We start from the raw sequence: 15,795 nt of genomic DNA on the forward strand, positions 1-15,795 counted from the left end.
TGGGATGAAGGATTCGAAGGTGATCGTCGCGATCAACAAGGATCCGGAGGCGCCGATCTTCAGCGTGGCCGATTACGGTCTCGTCGGCGATCTGTTCGCGCTCGTGCCGGAACTCGTGACCGAGCTCGGCTGAAGCAGTGTGATGCTTCAGCGGTAAGCAGCAAGATGAGGGGCGCGATGAGCGCCCCTTTTTTCATGCTCCGAGCGAAGAAGGGGAGGTTCCCGGTACGAAGATCGCGTTCGGGCGATGCTGCGCAGAACATGTATTCATGCCGGCGACGGACTCGAAGCAGAGGGCGCCGGGAGCGGGCTCGCGTTGGCGGACATCCCGTTCAGATCCGGCTGTCCGTTCGTCGAAACGAAAAAGGCGCCCGCGCGGCGCCTTTCCTTTCGATGCCGGCCGGCCCGCATGGCGGCGGGCCGTCTGGACTTACGCGTATGCCGGACGCGTCTGCCCGGCCACGTCCTTCAGGTAGCGATGTACCGACAAGTCGTCGGCCTGGATTGCCGGCTTCTTGCCCGAGATCAGGTCGGCCAGCAACTGGCCCGAGCCACACGACATCGTCCAGCCGAGCGTGCCATGGCCGGTGTTCAGGAACAGGTTCGATACCGGCGTGCGGCCGACGATCGGCGTGCCGTCCGGCGTCATCGGGCGCAGGCCCGTCCAGAACGTCGCGTTCGACGTATCGCCGCCGCCCGGGAACAGGTCGTTCACGCACATTTCTAGCGTTTCGCGACGCGCTGCGCGCAGGCTCTTGTCGAAGCCGACGATTTCCGCCATGCCGCCGACGCGGATGCGCTGGTCGAAACGCGTGATCGCGATCTTGTAGGTTTCGTCGAGCACCGTCGACACGGGGGCAGCCGCTTCGTTGACGATCGGCGCGGTGATCGAATAGCCCTTGAGCGGATAGACCGGAATCTTCATCAGGTTCGAGATGAAGCTGGTCGAGTACGAGCCGAGCGCGACGACGTACGCATCCGCGCGTACCGTCTCGCTGCCGCACTGCACGCCGGCGATCTTGCCGCCGGCAATCGCGAGTGCGTCGATCGGCGTGTTGTAGCGGAACTTGACACCGAGCGATTCGGCGAGCGCCGCGAGGCGCGTCGTGAACAGCTGGCAGTCGCCCGTTTCGTCGCCCGGCAGGCGCAGGCCGCCCGTCAGCTTGTGCGACACGGCGGCGAGAGCCGGTTCGGCGTTCTTCAGTTCGGCCGGCGACAGCAGTTCGAACGGCACGTTCGCTTCCTGCAGCACCGCGATGTCCTTCGCCGCGCCGTCGAGTTGCTGCTGCGTGCGGAACAACTGCAGCGTGCCGCCCGTGCGACCTTCGTACTGGATGCCGGTGTCGGCGCGCAGCGCCTGCAGGCAATCGCGGCTGTATTCGGCGAGGCGGACCATGCGGCCCTTGTTGACCGCATAGCGCTCGGCCGTGCAGTTGCGCAGCATCTGCCACATCCACTGCAACTGGAAGCGCGTGCCGTCGAGGCGGATCGCGAGCGGAGCATGCTTCTCGAACATCCACTTGACGGCCTTCAACGGCACGCCGGGAGCGGCCCACGGCGCGGCATAGCCGGGCGAGATCTGGCCCGCGTTCGCGAAGCTCGTCTCGAGCGCGGGGCCGGCCTCCCGGTCGATCACCGTGACTTCATGACCGGCGCGCGCGAGGTAATACGCGCTTGCCACGCCCACCACACCGCTGCCCAGAATGACGACTCGCATAGCTGCTCCAGATGGAAGGGATCAGGTCGAGGCCGGGCGCACCCGCGGCTCCGTGTAACCTCTAGCTGATCTAGTTTTTTGAGCTATGGTATTGTCGAATGTGTAGGTTTTGTTATCGTATTTTTCAGGTTTTCAGAAGAAACAAATGAGAACGCAACGCCAGCCAGTACGCTCCCTCGACAAGCTCGACCGGCGCATCCTGAAACTGCTTCAGGAAGACGGCCGGATGGCGATGAAGGACCTCGCGGAACAGGTCGGACTGACCGTGACGCCGTGCATCGAACGCGTGCGGCGCATGGAGCGGGACGGCGTCATCACCGGCTATCACGCGCGCGTCGATCCGGGCCAGCTCGGCGCGGCGCTGCTGGTATTCGTCGAGATCACGCTCGGCCACAAGGGTGGCAACATGTTCGAGCAGTTTCGCCGCGAAGTGATGAAGATCGACGAGGTGCTCGAGTGCCATCTCGTGTCGGGCGATTTCGACTACCTGATCAAGGCGCGGATCGGCGAGATGGCCGACTATCGCAAGCTGCTCGGCGACATCCTGCTGCAATTGCCCGGCGCGGTACAGTCGAAGAGCTATGTCGTGATGGAGGAAATCAAGGAGACGCTGACGATTTCAGTCGGCGAATGACCGCTGCGGCGGCCCGGCTTCGGACTGCCTGTCGGTCCACATATCGCGCCCTTGGCACGCTGCACCCAATACTGTATAAATATACAGTATTGGGTGCAGGCGAATGGGTGAGCGCATGGACGGTCTGTCCGACAACGAATTTCCGATAGCACCGCCCGCGCCCCGCAAGGGGCGTGGTGCGGTCGACAACCTGCAGGGCCGTTACGAAACGACCCTGCGCGAAACGGTGGACGACGGCTGGATGCACGAATCGGACGATGCCGATCTGGCCGCGCCGCTGCGCACGCAGGTGTTCGAGGAGCGCGCCAAGAGCATCCTGACGCACAACCAGTCGCCAGACATTCCGTTCAGCGTGTCGCTCAATCCGTATCGCGGCTGCGAGCACGGTTGCATCTACTGCTTCGCGCGGCCTACGCACAGTTATCTCGGTTTATCGCCGGGGCTCGATTTCGAGAGCCGCATCTATGCGAAGGTCAACGCGGCCGAACTGCTCGAACGCGAGATTTCGCGTAAGCGCTACGTGCCCGAACCCATCGCGCTCGGCGTGAACACAGATGCATACCAGCCGGTCGAGCGCGAACTGCGCATCACGCGCAGCGTGATCCAGGTGATGCACGATCACGGGCTGCCATTCGCAGCGATCACGAAGTCGTCGCTGATCGAGCGCGATCTCGATCTGCTCGCGCCGATGGCCGCGCGCGGACAGGTGATGGCTGCGGTCACTATCACCACGCTCGACGCCGATCTCGCGCGCACGCTGGAGCCGCGAGCGGCGACCCCGGCGCGCCGCTTGCGTACGATCCGCGCGCTGCGCGACGCGGGCGTGCCGGTGGGCGTGAGCATTGCACCGATGATCCCGTTCGTCACCGAGCCCGACCTGGAGCGCGTGCTCGAGGCCTGCGCGGATGCCGGTGCGACGCATGCGAGCTACATCATCCTGCGGCTGCCGTGGGAGGTAGCGCCGCTGTTCAAGAACTGGCTGTCCGCGCATTTCCCCGATCGTGCGGAACGCGTCATGAACCGCGTGCGCGACATGCGCGGCGGGAAGGACTACGACTCGGATTTCTCGAAGCGGATGAAGGGGGAAGGGATCTGGGCCGACCTGTTGCGGCAGCGCTTCCGTCAGGCCGTCAAGCGGCTCGGGTTGAATGAACGCACGAAAGGCATCCTGGATCTGTCGCAGTTTCGCGGCGCACCGGCGGGCAAGGCGCCCGCGCAGCGCATCGTTGCGGGCGCAACAGGTGCGAAGGTGCGTGACGACGCGCAGTTGAGCCTGTTCTGACCCGCGCGTCGGCGCTTATTGCGAAATCTGCTTTGCTGCTTCGACTTGCGATTCGAAATACGTCTGGAACGACAGCGCGAGCGCGGTCATCAGCAGGAACGCACCGATCAGCAGCGAGAAGATCACGATGAAGATCACTGTCCAGCCGGATCGGCTGTGCTTGCCGGTGTCGGCATTGAATTGCGCATCCCATTTTTCGTCGGGGCGCAGCCCGTAGACGAGCGCGGCGAGGAACGCGGCCAGCAGCGAGATCGCGCCGGGCACCGCGAGCCACCAGCCGAGGCCGGCGCTGCGCTGTGTGGCGGCGAGCAGCAGGAAGCCGGGGATGCCGACGATCGTCGCGAGCAGGTGCGCCCAGCCGTACACGTCGCGAAAGCCATACAGGTAGAAGCGATGCGCGCCGAGCGATCCGAACAGGAAGGCGAGGGCGGCGGTAAGCGTCTTGGAGCGGAAGCGGCGGGACGGTGCGGTGCTGCTGGACATGGGTGGCGGCGGATGATCGTTGCATGGGCGGCCCGACAGGCCGGCGCGGGCGCACGGCCCGGCACGCATTCTACGATGCCCGGTGGGACCCGGTCACCCCTCGCCTGCGTCAAGGTGACGCATAGGTGACGCGGTAGATGGCGCCCGCGTAATCGTCGCTGACGAGCAGCGAGCCGTCCGGTAGCGGCAGCACGTCGGCGGGGCGGCCCCACACCGTACCGTTCGCACGCAGCCAGCCCGTGATGAATGGCGTCTGGCTTGCGTGACTGCCATCCGCCGACACGACGGCGCGCATTACGCGGTAGCCGACTTTCGTGCTGCGATTCCACGAGCCGTGCTCGGCAATGAATACGCTATTGCGATACGACGCCGGAAACATCGGTCCCGTATAGAAACGCATGCCCAGTGCCGCGACGTGCGCGCCAAGTTTCAGGACGGGCTGCACATATCGGCGGCACACGTCGGGGCTGCCGAATTCGGGGTCGGGCGTGTCGCCGCCGTGGCAGTAAGGGAAACCGAAGTCGAGGCCCGCGCGCGGTGCGCGGTTCAGCTTGTCGTCGGGTGCGTCGTCGCCCATCATGTCGCGCCCGTTGTCGGTGAACCACAGCTCGCCGGAGTCGGGGTGCCACGCGAAGCCGACCGTATTGCGCACACCACGGGCAAATACCTCGCGCCCGCTGCCGTCGGCGTTCATCCGTGCGATGATCGCGTACCGGCTGCGGTCGACGAGACATACGTTGCACGGTGCGCCGGTCGGCACATAAAGCTTGCCGTCGGGGCCGAACGCGATGAATTTCCAGCCGTGGTGATGTTCGGTCGGCAGCGCGTCCGTCACGACCACCGGCGCGGGCGGCTTCGATAGCCGGTCGTCGATGTGGTCGAGGCGCAGGATGCGCGATACGGCCGATATATAGAGCGCACCGTCGCGATACGCGACACCGACGGGCATGTCGAGCCCCGACGCGATCACGTAGTGGGCGCCGATCCGGCCCTCGTGCATCACGAGCGCGTGCACGCGGCCTTCCCGTGTGCCGACATACAGGATACCGCGGGGCGACCACGCCATTTCGCGCGCAGTCGGCACGGCGTCGGTCAGCACGTCCACGTGAAAGCCGGGTGGCATGACGAGTTCGCCCACCGGCAGTGCGGCGCAAGCCGCAGCGGACGCGAGACAGGTGGCGAGACCGGCCAGCAAGCCCGTGAGGCGGTGCTGCGCGCGGTGCTTCGACGTTGCGCGAAATAGCGGCATGGCTGTGGGCGGCGTCTGAACACGACGATTGTATGCCCGGTGACTGAGGCATCCGCGGAATTTTTGCGCGTAAGTGTTTGTTGTGGCTTCAGTTTCCGGCTATAATCGCACGTTTCAGTAGTTTCGAACCCGGTTTCCCCGAAGGATTTCATATGGTTATCATCCGTCTGGCTCGCGGCGGCTCGAAGAAGCGCCCGTTCTACAACATCGTTGCTACCGATTCGCGTAACCGTCGTGACGGCCGCTTCATCGAGCGCGTCGGTTTCTACAACCCGGTTGCTACGAAGGGCGAAGCGCTGCGTATCGCTCAGGACCGTCTGACGTACTGGCAAGGCGTTGGCGCACAACTGTCGCCGACCGTCCAGCGTCTCGTGAAGGAAGCGCAAAAGGCGCAACCGGCTGCCTAACATGGCGCGGTGTGCCGGTCGTGCCGGCTGCAAGGAGCATTGATGTCCGGTCACGATTCCGGTAACACGAAGCGCGGGCGAGCGTCGTTTGGCGCATTCGTCCGCAAGCCGGTCGCACGCGACGTTGTCGCGGACGCCGGTACGGCTGCCGAGCAGGGCAGCCTCGAGGCGGTGCAAGCCTGGCCCGACGATGCTGTCGAGGTCGGGGCGGTGGTCGACGCCTATGGCCTGAAGGGTTGGGTCAAGGTGGCGACGCATGCCGACGCCGGTCGCGGCGGCGATGCGCTGCTAAATGCACGCCGCTGGTGGCTGGAACGGGGTGGGGAGCGGTTGTCCGCCCGCATCCTGCAGTCGAAGACGCACGGCGACACGGTCGTCGCGCAATCCGCGGGTGTCAGCGACCGCGATGCCGCACTGGCTTTGCGCGGCTTTCGCGTGTTCGTGCGCCGGGAGGATTTCCCGGCATTGGCCGCGGACGAATTCTATTGGGTCGACCTGATCGGTCTCGAGGTCGTCAACGAGCAATCGGTGGCGCTCGGGACAGTGAGCGGGATGATCGACAACGGCGTGCATTCGATCATGCGCGTCGAATATCCGGCGATCGGCAAAGACGGTCAGCCGGACACCGCCGAACGGCTGATTCCGTTCGTCGGTGTATACGTCAAAACGGTGGATCAGGCGGCACGTCGCATCGTCGTCGACTGGGAAGCCGATTACTAAATGAACCAGGCTACGGAGAGCGCGGTGCAGTTCGATGTCATCACGCTCTTTCCCGAAATGTTCCGCGCGCTGACCGACTGGGGGATCACCAGCCGGGCCGTGAAGCAGGAGCGCTTCGGGCTGCGCACCTGGAACCCGCGTGATTTCACGACGGATAACTACCGCACGGTCGATGATCGTCCGTACGGTGGCGGCCCGGGCATGGTGATGCTGGCTAAGCCGCTCGAAGCTGCGATCGGTGCTGCGAAGGCAGCGCAGGCGGAGCAGGGTGTCGCGAGCACGCGTGTGGTGATGATGTCGCCGCAAGGCGCGCCTTTCACGCACGAACGCGCGATGCGAATGGCGCAGGAGCCGGGCGTCGTCGTGCTGTGCGGTCGCTACGAAGCGATCGACCAGCGTCTGCTTGACCGTTGCGTCGACGAGGAAATCAGCCTCGGCGATTTCGTTCTGTCCGGTGGCGAACTCCCGGCGATGGCGATGATGGATGCCGTCGTGCGCTTGCTGCCCGGTGTGCTGAACGACTCGCAGTCGGCCGTGCAGGACAGCTTCGCCGACGGGCTGCTCGATTGTCCGCATTACACGCGCCCCGAGGAATACGAGGGGATGCGCGTGCCGGACGTGCTGCTCGGCGGGCATCACGCCGAGATCGAGCGGTGGCGACGGCAGGAAGCCTTGAAGAATACGTTGCAGAAGCGGCCGGATCTGATCGACCGGGCGCGTCGCGACAAATTGCTGAGCCGTGCCGACGAGGCATGGCTTGCGAACCTCGCACGCGAAGCGAAGAACGCCTCTTGAGGCGGCGTCGCAGGCGGGAAATGGCGGTGCCGTGCATGCGTGCGCGGTGCCTGATGTAAATCCATCCTCTATCGGGGCCAAGCCTGGGAGCAGGCGGGTGCAAACGCCGACATGATGGCTTTAGGAGTCAGTGATGAATCTGATTGCAAAACTTGAGCAGGAAGAGATCGAGCGCGCGCTCGCCGGCAAGACGATCCCCGAATTCGCCCCGGGCGACACGGTGATCGTGAACGTGAACGTGGTTGAAGGTAACCGCAAGCGCGTTCAGGCATACGAAGGCGTCGTGATCGCGATTCGCAACCGTGGCCTGAACTCGAACTTCATCGTCCGCAAGATTTCGTCGGGCGAAGGTGTCGAGCGTACGTTCCAGACCTACTCGCCGCTGCTGGCGAGTATCGTCGTGAAGCGTCGCGGCGATGTGCGTCGTGCGAAGCTGTACTACCTGCGCGAGCGTTCGGGCAAGTCGGCTCGAATCAAGGAAAAGCTGGTGTCGAAGGATCGCACCGCAGCAGCTTCCCAAGAGTAAGAGCTGTAAGGAAAAAGCACCCACCCGGGTGCTTTTTTCATTCTGGCGCGACAATATGCTCGATACGACACGAACGCGAGAGTTCCATTGAATCGTCGCCCCATCATTGATCCCGAGGTCCTGCCGGTCGAAGGCACCGGCGCGGGCCTGCCCTCCATCGATTCCCGTTTGCTGATGCCGGCCGGCTTGCGCGAGCGTTTCGCGCGCACGCTCGAATGGAGTGTCGAACCCGGCGAAGCGCGGCTGCAGGAGGGTGTCGATCCGCGCAGCGCTGCCGTCCTCGTGCCGCTCGTCGTTCGCGACACCGGCCTCACCGTGCTGCTCACGCAGCGCGCGGATCATCTGAACGACCACGCCGGGCAGATCAGTTTCCCTGGCGGTCGTCGAGAACCGTTCGATTGCGACACGACCGCGACGGCGTTGCGCGAGGCGAAGGAGGAAATCGGGCTGGCCGCAGAGCGGGTCGAGATTCTCGGCGCGTTGCCCGACTACCTGACGGGCACCGGCTTTTGCGTGACACCTGTCGTGGGACTCGTGCATCCGCCATTTACCGTGCAGGCCGACACGTTCGAAGTCGCCGAGATTTTCGAGGTGCCGCTCGCGTTCCTGATGAGCCCGGCGAACCATCAGGTCCGCGTGTTCCGCTGGGAAGGCGGCGAACGTCGTTTTTTTGCGATGCCCTATCCGAATGGCAAATCCGACGGGCATTACTTCATCTGGGGCGCAACTGCCGGCATGTTGCGCAATCTGTACCGCTTCTTGGCAGCCGGATGACATCCCGCCGGATCCGGCGCACGCGGCCGTCTGCCGGGCGTTCGCGCCGGCAGCCATGCGCTGCTTACGCTGTGCTATCGTTATGCAAAAAATGACATAACTCCGAAGACGGCGCCACGCATGACTTTCTTTTCGGTTCTCCTCGCTCTCATCATCGAACAGGTCCGCGCGTTGTCGCCGAGCAATCCCGTGTTCGCGCTGTTCCAGTTTCATGCGGAAACCGTCGCGCATGGTCTCGACGCCGGCAAGCAAAAGCATGGCGTTCTCGCGTGGCTCGCGGTCGTGCTACCGTGGGTGCTGGTCGTCGCGCTGATCTATTTCCTGCTTTACAAGGTGAGCTTCGTGCTCGCGTTCATCTGGAACGTCGTCGTCGTGTATTTCACGCTCGGGTTCCGTCAGTTCAGCCACTATTTCACTGACATCCATCTCGCGCTCAACAATGACGACGTGCCGCGCGCGCGCGAAATCCTGCACGAGTGGACGGGCCTCGATACGGTCGACATGCCGGTCGGCGAAATCGTCCGCCACACGCTGATTCATGCGGTCGTCGCATCGCATCGTCATGTGTTCGGTGTGTTCTTCTGGTACGTGCTGCCGATCGGCCCGGCCGGCGCCGTGCTGTACCGCATTTCCGAATATCTTGCGCGCACGTGGTCGACGCCGGGCGACGATCGCACGGCTGCATTCTCGACGTTCGCGCAGCGCGCGTTCTTCGCGATCGACTGGATTCCGTCGCGACTGACGGCGCTCGGCTTCGCGATCGTCGGCAACTTCGAGGATGCGATCTACGCGTGGCGCAACCACACGCGTCAGTGGCCGGACCCGAACGACGGCGTGCTGCTCGCGGCCGGTAGCGGCGCACTCGGCGCGCGCCTGGCCGGGCCGCTCGCGGAACCGTCGAGTCTCGACGCGCTCGCAGTCGGCGATAGCGGCCCGCTGACGGTTGGCGACGATTGCACGCCGCGCACGCTGCAGTCGGCCGTCGGCCTGGTCTGGCGCGCGGTGATCCTGTGGATGATCCTGCTGCTGATGCTGACGCTTGCCGTCTGGGTGTCATGACGCGAGAGGGCAGCGCCCGATGAAATGAAAAGGCCGGCTTGATGCCGGCCTTTTTGCTGTGGGTGCGCTCGGCGCATTCAGTCGTCGAGCGGATCGCGCACCGCGCCGCATTGCCAGCAGGCCGTGAACTGGGCCTCCAGCGCTTCGCCGCACTGGCGACAGCGCCATGGGGCAGCGCCGGCCGACGGGCCATTCGACGCGGCATCGAGAAGGCGCCGCGCCAGCGCATCGTCGCGCTCGTCGGCGAGCCACAGCTCGGGCGCGCACGCGTCGGCGGGCAGGCCGCCGAGTGCGCCGGTCGCGTAGCAGTTATGCAGCTCGCAACCTATGCCGGCCACCTGCAGGACATTGGCCCAATGCTGCGCAGTCGCGAGATCGGGTGCCTTGAAACGCATCGCGGCTCCTGTCGGTGAAGGCCGGTCCAACCGGCCCGCCTTCTGCCCGCCGCGCGATCAGCGGACGATCTGGCTTGCCTCGTGCACGAGCTGAGCGTAGAGCGCATGCCGCGACGGCGCGATGCGGCCATCGGCGACGGCTTCGAGAATCGCGCAGCCGGGCTCGTGCAGATGATGGCAATTATAGAAACGGCAGTCCGCGAGCAGCGGGCGGAATTCCGGGAACGCGCGCTCGAGGCGGCCTTCGGTCAGGTGATAAAGGCCGAATTCCTGGAACCCCGGAGAATCGATCAGCGCACCGCCGCCTTCGAGCGGATAGAGGCGCGTGAACGTCGTCGTGTGGCGACCGCTGTTGAGCGCCGCCGAGATTTCGCGGGTCGCGGCCTCGGCATTGGGCACGAGCAGGTTCACGAGTGTCGACTTGCCCATCCCGGACTGGCCGAGCAGGATCGTCGAATGCCCGGCCAGATGCGGTACCAACTGCGCGCGCGCATCGTCGGGCGAGCCTTTTACCGACAGCTCGAGCACGTCGTAGCCGAGGGCCCGGTAGGGCGCGAGACGTTCGCGGGCGACCGGGAGTGCGGCTTCGACGTCGATCTTGTTCAGTACGACGAGCGGCTTCAGTTCGTTCGCCTCGGCCGCGATCAGCGCGCGGCCGAGCAGGTCTTCGCTGAAATAGGGCTCGGTCGCGAGAACGATCAGCAACTGGTCGAGGTTGGCCGCGAAGAGTTTCGACTTGAACTGGTCCGAGCGGTACAGCAGGTTGCGCCGCTCGCCGATCTCGACGATCACGCCCTGGTCGGCCGATGCCTGTTCGTACACGACGCGGTCGCCGACCGCGATGTCGCTCTTCTTGCCGCGCGGGAAGCACTGCAGCATCGGGCCGTCGTCGTCGGGGGCGACGATGTAGTGGCGGCCATGCGCCGCGATCACGCGGCCTTCGACTCGCGGCGCGTCCGACGCACGCGGGGCCGGCTTGCGGGAGGTCGGCCGGCTCATGCGTGCTGCATCAGGCGGTCGATCCGCTGCGAGGCGGGCGGATGCGAGTAGTAGAAGGCCGTGTAGACGGGGTCGGGCGTCAGTGTCGACGCGTTGTCCTCGTAAAGCTTCACGAGCGCGCTGACGAGATCCTGTGCATCGGTCTGGCTGGCCGCGAACGCGTCGGCCTCGAATTCGTGCCTGCGCGACGTGAGGCTGCTGAACGGCGTCGCGAAGAACAGGAACACGGGAATCGCGAGGAAGAAGAGCACGAGCGCGGCACCTGCGTTGCTGGAGTCGAGCGACGGCGTGACGCCGAGGCCGGTGTAGAACCACGTGCGTTGCGCGAGCCAGCCGAGCAGGGCGAGCAGCACGAGGCTCAGCACGAACGACACCAGCATCCGCTTCATCACGTGACGGCGCTTGAAGTGACCGAGCTCGTGTGCGAGCACGGCTTCGATTTCCTGGCCCGACAGCCGAGCGAGCAGCGTGTCGAAGAACACGATCCGCTTCGATGCGCCGAAGCCCGTGAAGTACGCGTTGCCGTGCGCGGAACGGCGGCTGCCGTCCATCACGAACAGGCCCTTCGCCGCGAAGCCGCAACGCTTCATCAGCGACTCGATGCGCGTGCGCAGCGCGTCGTCCTTCAGTGGTTCGAACTTGTTGAAGATCGGCGCTATGAAGGTCGGGTAGATCAGCAGCACGAGCATCTGGAACGCGACCCAGACGATCCACGTCCACAGCCACCACAGGCTGCCGGCCTGGTTCATCAGCCACAGCACGACGAACAGCAGCGGCAGGCCCAGCACGGCGCCGAGCAGCGTGTTTTTCAGCATGTCGGTGAAGAACAGCCGCCTGGTCATCCGGTTGAAGCCGAAACGCTGTTCGATTCCGAACTGGCGGTAATACTCGAACGGCACGTCGATCACGCTCGTGATCACGAGCACGGCGGCGACGAGCGCGACCTGCTGCCCGTAGCCGCGACCGAACCAGCCGGTGAGCAGCGTGTCGAGCGCGCCTACGCCGCCGAGCAGCGTGAGACCGACCAGCACGGCCGCGCTGACGACGATCTCGAACATCGCGAGCCGGGTGCGCTCGACGGTGTAGTCGGCCGCGCGCTGGTGAGCACTCAGCGGAATGGTGGCGCTGAACTGCGCGGGCACACCGTTGCGGTGCGCGGCGACGAAGCGGATCTGCCGCGACGCGAGCCATAGCTTGGTGACGACCATCGCGAGCACGGCGATCGCAAACAGCAGGGTGAACGAAAAGGGTGACATCGAAGGCGCCAAAGGGTTCTATGCGAGAATTATATGTTCTTGCGGACCGGGCCCGCTTACGCGATGCCGCCCGCCGTCCGCCATTTTCCAGGATGACTCATGACCGATACCGCCGCTTCCGCCAGCCAGCCCGCGCTCGTGCGCAACGAGTTGAACCTCGTCTGGCTCGACATGGAGATGACGGGCCTCGACCCGGATAACGACCGCATCATCGAAATCGCGGTCGTCGTGACCAATTCCACGCTCGACATTGCCGTGGAAGGCCCTGTGTTCGCGATCCACCAGAGCGACGAAACGCTCGCGAAGATGGACGACTGGAACAAGTCGACGCACGGCCGTTCGGGCCTGATCGACCGCGTGCGCGCGTCGACCGTGACCGAGGAGGAAGCCGCCGCGCAGTTGCAGGCGTTCCTCGCGCAGTACGTGTCGCCCGGCAAGTCGCCGATGTGCGGCAACTCGATCTGCCAGGACCGCCGCTTCATGGCGCGCTGGATGCCGGAATTCGAGCGGTTCTTCCACTACCGCAACCTCGACGTCAGCACGCTCAAGGAGTTGTGCCGCCGCTGGCAGCCCGCGATCTACAAGGGTTTCCAGAAGCGCGCGATGCATACGGCGCTGGCGGACATCCTCGAATCGATCGACGAGCTCAAGTACTACCGCCAGCATTTCCTGATTCCGGCCGCATCGGCGGCGCCGGCAGGCGAGTCCGCGCCGGCCGCCTGAGCGGGCCGGCACACGCTCAGCGCGGCGCGCGCTGGGCGTTCTTCGGCCGGAATGCCGCGACCACCGCGGCGTCGGTCTCGATATACGGGCCGCCGATCAGGTCGATGCAATAGGGCACTGCGGCGAAGATGCCGGGCACGGTCGACTTGCCGTCGGCATCGCGCAGCCCTTCGAGCGTTTCCCGGATCGACTTCGGCTGACCGGGCAGGTTGATGATCAGCGCCGCATGGTCGGCCCGGGCCGTTTCGCGGATCACCGCGACCTGCCGCGAGAGGATTGCGGTCGGCACGAAATTCAGGCTGATCTGCCGCATCTGTTCGCCGAATCCCGGCATTTCCTTTGTTGCCACGGCCAGCGTGGCCTCCGGCGTCACGTCGCGGCGCGCGGGGCCGGTGCCGCCCGTCGTCAGCACGAGATCGCAGCCGGCGACGTCGACGAGTTCGGCCAGCGTGGCGGAGATTGTCGGTGCGTCGTCCTGGATCAGCCGGGTTTCGGCGCGCCAGGGCGAGGTCAGCGCGCCGGCAAGCCATTCCTGCAGCGCCGGAATGCCCTTGTCCTCGTAGACGCCGGTGCTCGCGCGGTCGCTGATCGACACGAGGCCGACCACGAGCTCGTCCGGGTGGTTACGCTTCGTCGTCATGGTCGTCTCCGGCATCGTCCGGCGCGTCATCGCCGTCCGCCTCGTCCGTGCCGCTTGCGGTCTTGATCCACTGGAACAGTTCGCGGAAATAGCGCGGCGGCTTGCCTTGCTGCGCTTCCTTGCGTGCGTTGCGGATCAGCGTGCGGCCTTCCTGGATGTCGGCCTCGGGGTGCTGGCGGAGGAATTCGGTCAGCGCGTCGTCGTTCGCGAGCAACTGTTCGCGCGTGCGCTCGATCCAGTGCAGGCGCGCCGTCGCGGCCTTGTTGACGCCGCGCTGTGCGTCGAGCGCGGTGCGCAGCGCGGCCGTCTCGTCGTCGGTCAGCGAGCGCATCACGCGGCCGACGTACTGCAACTGGCGGCGCTTGCCTTCGTGATCGGTGATCCGGCGGGCTTCGCGCACGGCGTCCGCAAGATCTTCGGGCATCGGCATGCGCTTGAGCGCGTCCTTCGGCAGGTCGACCAGTGCCTGGCCGAGCTCCTGCAGCGCGTGCATCTCGCGTTTCAACTGGGATTTGCTGGGGCGATCGTATCCATTGTCGTCGTCTTCGACGGCATGCTCGATCGGCTGGATTCGGGTTTTGCGTGTCATGGGCGGCATTGTATCGCGGCGCGGACCCCCGAAGCTTGTCGGTATCCGGCCCCGGACCTTGCTATGATCGCGGGATACGCAACATTTTGAACACGCGGGCGCCCGCCCGCCACCGGATATCAAGACGATGGCAGCCAATCTCGACGTACAAGCGCGCTATTTCCCGCACACGCAGGACCAACTCAAAGAAATTGCCTCGGACATCCTTCGCCATGCGAAGGCGCTCGGCGCGAGCGACGCCGCGACTGAAATCTCCGAAGGTGACGGCCTGTCGGTGTCGGTGCGCCGCGGCGAGGTCGAGACGATCGAACACAACCGCGACAAGATGGTCGGCGTGACGGTGTTCATCGGCAAGAAGCGCGGCAACGCGAGCACGTCCGATTTTTCGCCGGCCGCGATCAAGGATACCGTCGCCGCCGCATACAACATCGCGCGCTTCACGGCCGAAGACGACGCGGCAGGCCTCGCCGAAGCCGAACTGCTCGAAACCGACCCGCGCGACCTCGATCTCTATCACCCGTGGGCGCTGTCGGCCGACGAGGCCGTCGAGCTCGCCCGCCGCGCGGAAGACGCCGCGTTCGCCGTCAGCCCGCAGATCCGCAACTCGGAAGGCGCGAGCGTGTCGGCGCAGCATTCGCAGTTCGTGCTCGCAACGTCGCGCGGCTTTCTCGCCGGCTACCCGTATTCGCGTCACTACATCGCGTGCGCACCGATCGCGGGCAGCGGCCGCCACATGCAGCGCGACGACTGGTATTCGTCGAAGCGCAGCGCGGTCGATCTCGCCGCACCCGAAGCCGTCGGGCGCTATGCGGCCGAACGCGCGCTCGCGCGGATGGGGGCACGCCGTCTCGACACCCGCAAGGTGCCCGTGCTGTTCGAGGCGCCGCTTGCGGCCGGCCTGCTCGGCGCATTTGTGCAGGCCGTGAGCGGCGGTGCGCTGTACCGCAAGACGTCGTTCCTCGTCGACAGCCTCGGCAAGCCGGTGTTCGCACCGCACGTCCAGGTCGTCGAGGATCCGCACGTGCCGCGCGCAATGGGCAGCGCACCGTTCGACGAGGAAGGCGTGCGCACGCGCGCGCGCAGTGTGGTCAGCGACGGTGTCGTCGAGGGCTACTTCCTGTCGACCTATTCCGCACGTAAGCTCGGCACGCAGACCACCGGCAATGCGGGCGGCTCGCACAACCTCGCGCTGCGCAGCTCGAATACGCAACCGGGCGACGATTTCGACGCGATGCTGAAGAAGCTTGGCACGGGCCTGCTGCTGACCGAACTGATGGGGCAGGGCGTGAACTACGTGACCGGCGACTATTCGCGCGGCGCGGCGGGCTTCTGGGTCGAGAACGGCGTGATCCAGTACCCGGTCGAGGAAATCACCGTCGCGAGCACGCTACAGGAAATGTTCCGGCATATCGTCGCGATCGGAGCGGATTCGATCGTGCGCGGTACAAAGGAAACGGGCTCGGTGCTGATCGAACAGATGACGATCGCCGGCCAGTAAGCCGAGCGGCATCGGCCGCCATGAAAACGAAAAGCCCGATCGGCGCGAG

Annotated in this window: 18 protein-coding genes and 1 pseudogene; 11 read left to right on the plus strand and 8 right to left on the minus strand. The window is 65.3% G+C overall.

Annotated elements, in window-relative coordinates; all coding sequences use genetic code 11:
- A pseudogene (locus tag J7024_RS33140) lies at positions 1–133 on the plus strand (electron transfer flavoprotein subunit alpha/FixB family protein); the annotation flags it as partial.
- 297 nt (positions 134–430) lie between these two features.
- On the opposite strand, the gene J7024_RS33145 reads toward J7024_RS33140, so the two are convergent.
- Positions 431–1,717, minus strand: coding sequence for a D-amino acid dehydrogenase (locus J7024_RS33145; RefSeq protein WP_175751065.1), 1,287 nt, complete (start codon positions 1,715–1,717; stop codon positions 431–433).
- A 145-nt stretch (positions 1,718–1,862) separates the two neighbouring features.
- Between J7024_RS33145 and J7024_RS33150 the strand changes: the two genes are divergently transcribed.
- Positions 1,863–2,351 (plus strand): Lrp/AsnC ligand binding domain-containing protein, encoded by a 489-nt coding sequence (locus J7024_RS33150; protein ID WP_124829331.1) that lies wholly within the window; start codon positions 1,863–1,865, stop codon positions 2,349–2,351.
- Between the two features lie 103 nt (positions 2,352–2,454).
- Positions 2,455–3,633, plus strand: coding sequence for a PA0069 family radical SAM protein (locus J7024_RS33155; protein ID WP_175751066.1), 1,179 nt, complete (start codon positions 2,455–2,457; stop codon positions 3,631–3,633).
- Between the two features lie 15 nt (positions 3,634–3,648).
- On the opposite strand, the gene J7024_RS33160 is transcribed toward J7024_RS33155, so the two are convergent.
- Both J7024_RS33160 and J7024_RS33165 read right to left on the minus strand, forming a co-directional pair.
- A complete protein-coding gene (locus J7024_RS33160) occupies positions 3,649–4,116 on the minus strand; it encodes an NINE protein (protein WP_096507577.1) in 468 nt (155 codons plus the stop codon).
- A gap of 109 nt (positions 4,117–4,225) precedes the next feature.
- Positions 4,226–5,365, minus strand: a complete 1,140-nt coding sequence (locus tag J7024_RS33165; protein ID WP_234745846.1) for a PQQ-dependent sugar dehydrogenase — start codon at positions 5,363–5,365, stop codon at positions 4,226–4,228.
- A gap of 152 nt (positions 5,366–5,517) precedes the next feature.
- On the opposite strand from J7024_RS33165, the gene rpsP reads away from it, so the two are divergent.
- The 6 genes from rpsP to J7024_RS33195 all read left to right on the plus strand — a co-directional run bounded on the left by rpsP (position 5,518) and on the right by J7024_RS33195 (position 9,646).
- Positions 5,518–5,772 carry a 30S ribosomal protein S16 gene (rpsP, locus tag J7024_RS33170; RefSeq protein WP_006400702.1) on the plus strand — a complete coding sequence of 85 codons (255 nt, stop codon included), beginning with the start codon at positions 5,518–5,520 and terminating at the stop codon, positions 5,770–5,772.
- Positions 5,773–5,814: 42 nt separating this feature from the next.
- Positions 5,815–6,492: a ribosome maturation factor RimM gene (rimM, locus tag J7024_RS33175; protein WP_124829328.1), complete on the plus strand. Its 678-nt coding sequence runs from the start codon at positions 5,815–5,817 to the stop codon at positions 6,490–6,492.
- Positions 6,493–7,287, plus strand: a complete 795-nt coding sequence (gene trmD / locus J7024_RS33180; protein WP_124829327.1) for a tRNA (guanosine(37)-N1)-methyltransferase TrmD — start codon at positions 6,493–6,495, stop codon at positions 7,285–7,287.
- 133 nt (positions 7,288–7,420) lie between these two features.
- The gene (gene rplS, locus J7024_RS33185; protein WP_011883860.1) at positions 7,421–7,813 is read left to right on the plus strand and encodes a 50S ribosomal protein L19; all 393 of its coding nucleotides are present in this window, start codon (positions 7,421–7,423) and stop codon (positions 7,811–7,813) included.
- Positions 7,814–7,900: 87 nt separating this feature from the next.
- Entirely contained in the window at positions 7,901–8,587 is a 687-nt protein-coding gene (locus tag J7024_RS33190) for a CoA pyrophosphatase (protein ID WP_124829326.1), read from the plus strand.
- Between the two features lie 120 nt (positions 8,588–8,707).
- Complete coding sequence (locus J7024_RS33195; protein WP_124829325.1) at positions 8,708–9,646, plus strand: CobD/CbiB family protein; 939 nt, start codon at positions 8,708–8,710, stop codon at positions 9,644–9,646.
- Between the two features lie 77 nt (positions 9,647–9,723).
- Here the strand turns inward: J7024_RS33195 and J7024_RS33200 are convergent, their stop codons facing one another.
- The 3 genes from J7024_RS33200 to J7024_RS33210 are packed head-to-tail and all read right to left on the minus strand — an operon-like array spanning position 9,724 to position 12,296.
- A complete protein-coding gene (locus J7024_RS33200) occupies positions 9,724–10,041 on the minus strand; it encodes a putative signal transducing protein (RefSeq protein ID WP_124829324.1) in 318 nt (105 codons plus the stop codon).
- A 57-nt stretch (positions 10,042–10,098) separates the two neighbouring features.
- Positions 10,099–11,040, minus strand: coding sequence for a ribosome small subunit-dependent GTPase A (gene rsgA / locus J7024_RS33205; protein ID WP_124829323.1), 942 nt, complete (start codon positions 11,038–11,040; stop codon positions 10,099–10,101).
- Positions 11,037–12,296 carry a M48 family metallopeptidase gene (locus J7024_RS33210; RefSeq protein ID WP_124829322.1) on the minus strand — a complete coding sequence of 420 codons (1,260 nt, stop codon included), beginning with the start codon at positions 12,294–12,296 and terminating at the stop codon, positions 11,037–11,039. Before J7024_RS33210 ends, rsgA begins: the two co-directional genes overlap by 4 nt.
- A 99-nt stretch (positions 12,297–12,395) precedes the next feature.
- On the opposite strand from J7024_RS33210, the gene orn reads away from it, so the two are divergent.
- Positions 12,396–13,019 (plus strand): oligoribonuclease, encoded by a 624-nt coding sequence (gene orn, locus J7024_RS33215; protein WP_124829321.1) that lies wholly within the window; start codon positions 12,396–12,398, stop codon positions 13,017–13,019.
- Positions 13,020–13,035: 16 nt separating this feature from the next.
- Here the strand turns inward: orn and mog are convergent, their stop codons facing one another.
- Positions 13,036–13,659, minus strand: a complete 624-nt coding sequence (gene mog, locus J7024_RS33220) for a molybdopterin adenylyltransferase (protein WP_124829320.1) — start codon at positions 13,657–13,659, stop codon at positions 13,036–13,038.
- Complete coding sequence (gene yjgA / locus J7024_RS33225; RefSeq protein ID WP_275405004.1) at positions 13,643–14,248, minus strand: ribosome biogenesis factor YjgA; 606 nt, start codon at positions 14,246–14,248, stop codon at positions 13,643–13,645. The genes mog and yjgA overlap by 17 nt, the downstream gene beginning before the upstream one ends.
- A gap of 127 nt (positions 14,249–14,375) precedes the next feature.
- Between yjgA and pmbA the strand changes: the two genes are divergently transcribed.
- Positions 14,376–15,746 carry a metalloprotease PmbA gene (pmbA, locus tag J7024_RS33230; RefSeq protein ID WP_098549374.1) on the plus strand — a complete coding sequence of 457 codons (1,371 nt, stop codon included), beginning with the start codon at positions 14,376–14,378 and terminating at the stop codon, positions 15,744–15,746.
- Positions 15,747–15,795 lie beyond the last annotated feature (49 nt).

This window comes from Burkholderia sp. WTPI3, assembly GCF_021483755.1.
Taxonomy (GTDB): domain Bacteria; phylum Pseudomonadota; class Gammaproteobacteria; order Burkholderiales; family Burkholderiaceae; genus Burkholderia.

Coding starts and splice junctions, on each gene's coding strand:
- J7024_RS33145 (WP_175751065.1), bottom strand. CDS start 1,717: ATGCGAGTCGTCATTCTGGGCAGCGGTGTGGTGGGCGTGGCAAGCGCG.
- J7024_RS33150 (WP_124829331.1), top strand. CDS start 1,863: ATGAGAACGCAACGCCAGCCAGTACGCTCCCTCGACAAGCTCGACCGG.
- J7024_RS33155 (WP_175751066.1), top strand. CDS start 2,455: ATGGGTGAGCGCATGGACGGTCTGTCCGACAACGAATTTCCGATAGCA.
- J7024_RS33160 (WP_096507577.1), bottom strand. CDS start 4,116: ATGTCCAGCAGCACCGCACCGTCCCGCCGCTTCCGCTCCAAGACGCTT.
- J7024_RS33165 (WP_234745846.1), bottom strand. CDS start 5,365: ATGCCGCTATTTCGCGCAACGTCGAAGCACCGCGCGCAGCACCGCCTC.
- rpsP (WP_006400702.1), top strand. CDS start 5,518: ATGGTTATCATCCGTCTGGCTCGCGGCGGCTCGAAGAAGCGCCCGTTC.
- rimM (WP_124829328.1), top strand. CDS start 5,815: ATGTCCGGTCACGATTCCGGTAACACGAAGCGCGGGCGAGCGTCGTTT.
- trmD (WP_124829327.1), top strand. CDS start 6,493: ATGAACCAGGCTACGGAGAGCGCGGTGCAGTTCGATGTCATCACGCTC.
- rplS (WP_011883860.1), top strand. CDS start 7,421: ATGAATCTGATTGCAAAACTTGAGCAGGAAGAGATCGAGCGCGCGCTC.
- J7024_RS33195 (WP_124829325.1), top strand. CDS start 8,708: ATGACTTTCTTTTCGGTTCTCCTCGCTCTCATCATCGAACAGGTCCGC.
- J7024_RS33200 (WP_124829324.1), bottom strand. CDS start 10,041: ATGCGTTTCAAGGCACCCGATCTCGCGACTGCGCAGCATTGGGCCAAT.
- rsgA (WP_124829323.1), bottom strand. CDS start 11,040: ATGAGCCGGCCGACCTCCCGCAAGCCGGCCCCGCGTGCGTCGGACGCG.
- J7024_RS33210 (WP_124829322.1), bottom strand. CDS start 12,296: ATGTCACCCTTTTCGTTCACCCTGCTGTTTGCGATCGCCGTGCTCGCG.
- orn (WP_124829321.1), top strand. CDS start 12,396: ATGACCGATACCGCCGCTTCCGCCAGCCAGCCCGCGCTCGTGCGCAAC.
- mog (WP_124829320.1), bottom strand. CDS start 13,659: ATGACGACGAAGCGTAACCACCCGGACGAGCTCGTGGTCGGCCTCGTG.
- yjgA (WP_275405004.1), bottom strand. CDS start 14,248: ATGACACGCAAAACCCGAATCCAGCCGATCGAGCATGCCGTCGAAGAC.
- pmbA (WP_098549374.1), top strand. CDS start 14,376: ATGGCAGCCAATCTCGACGTACAAGCGCGCTATTTCCCGCACACGCAG.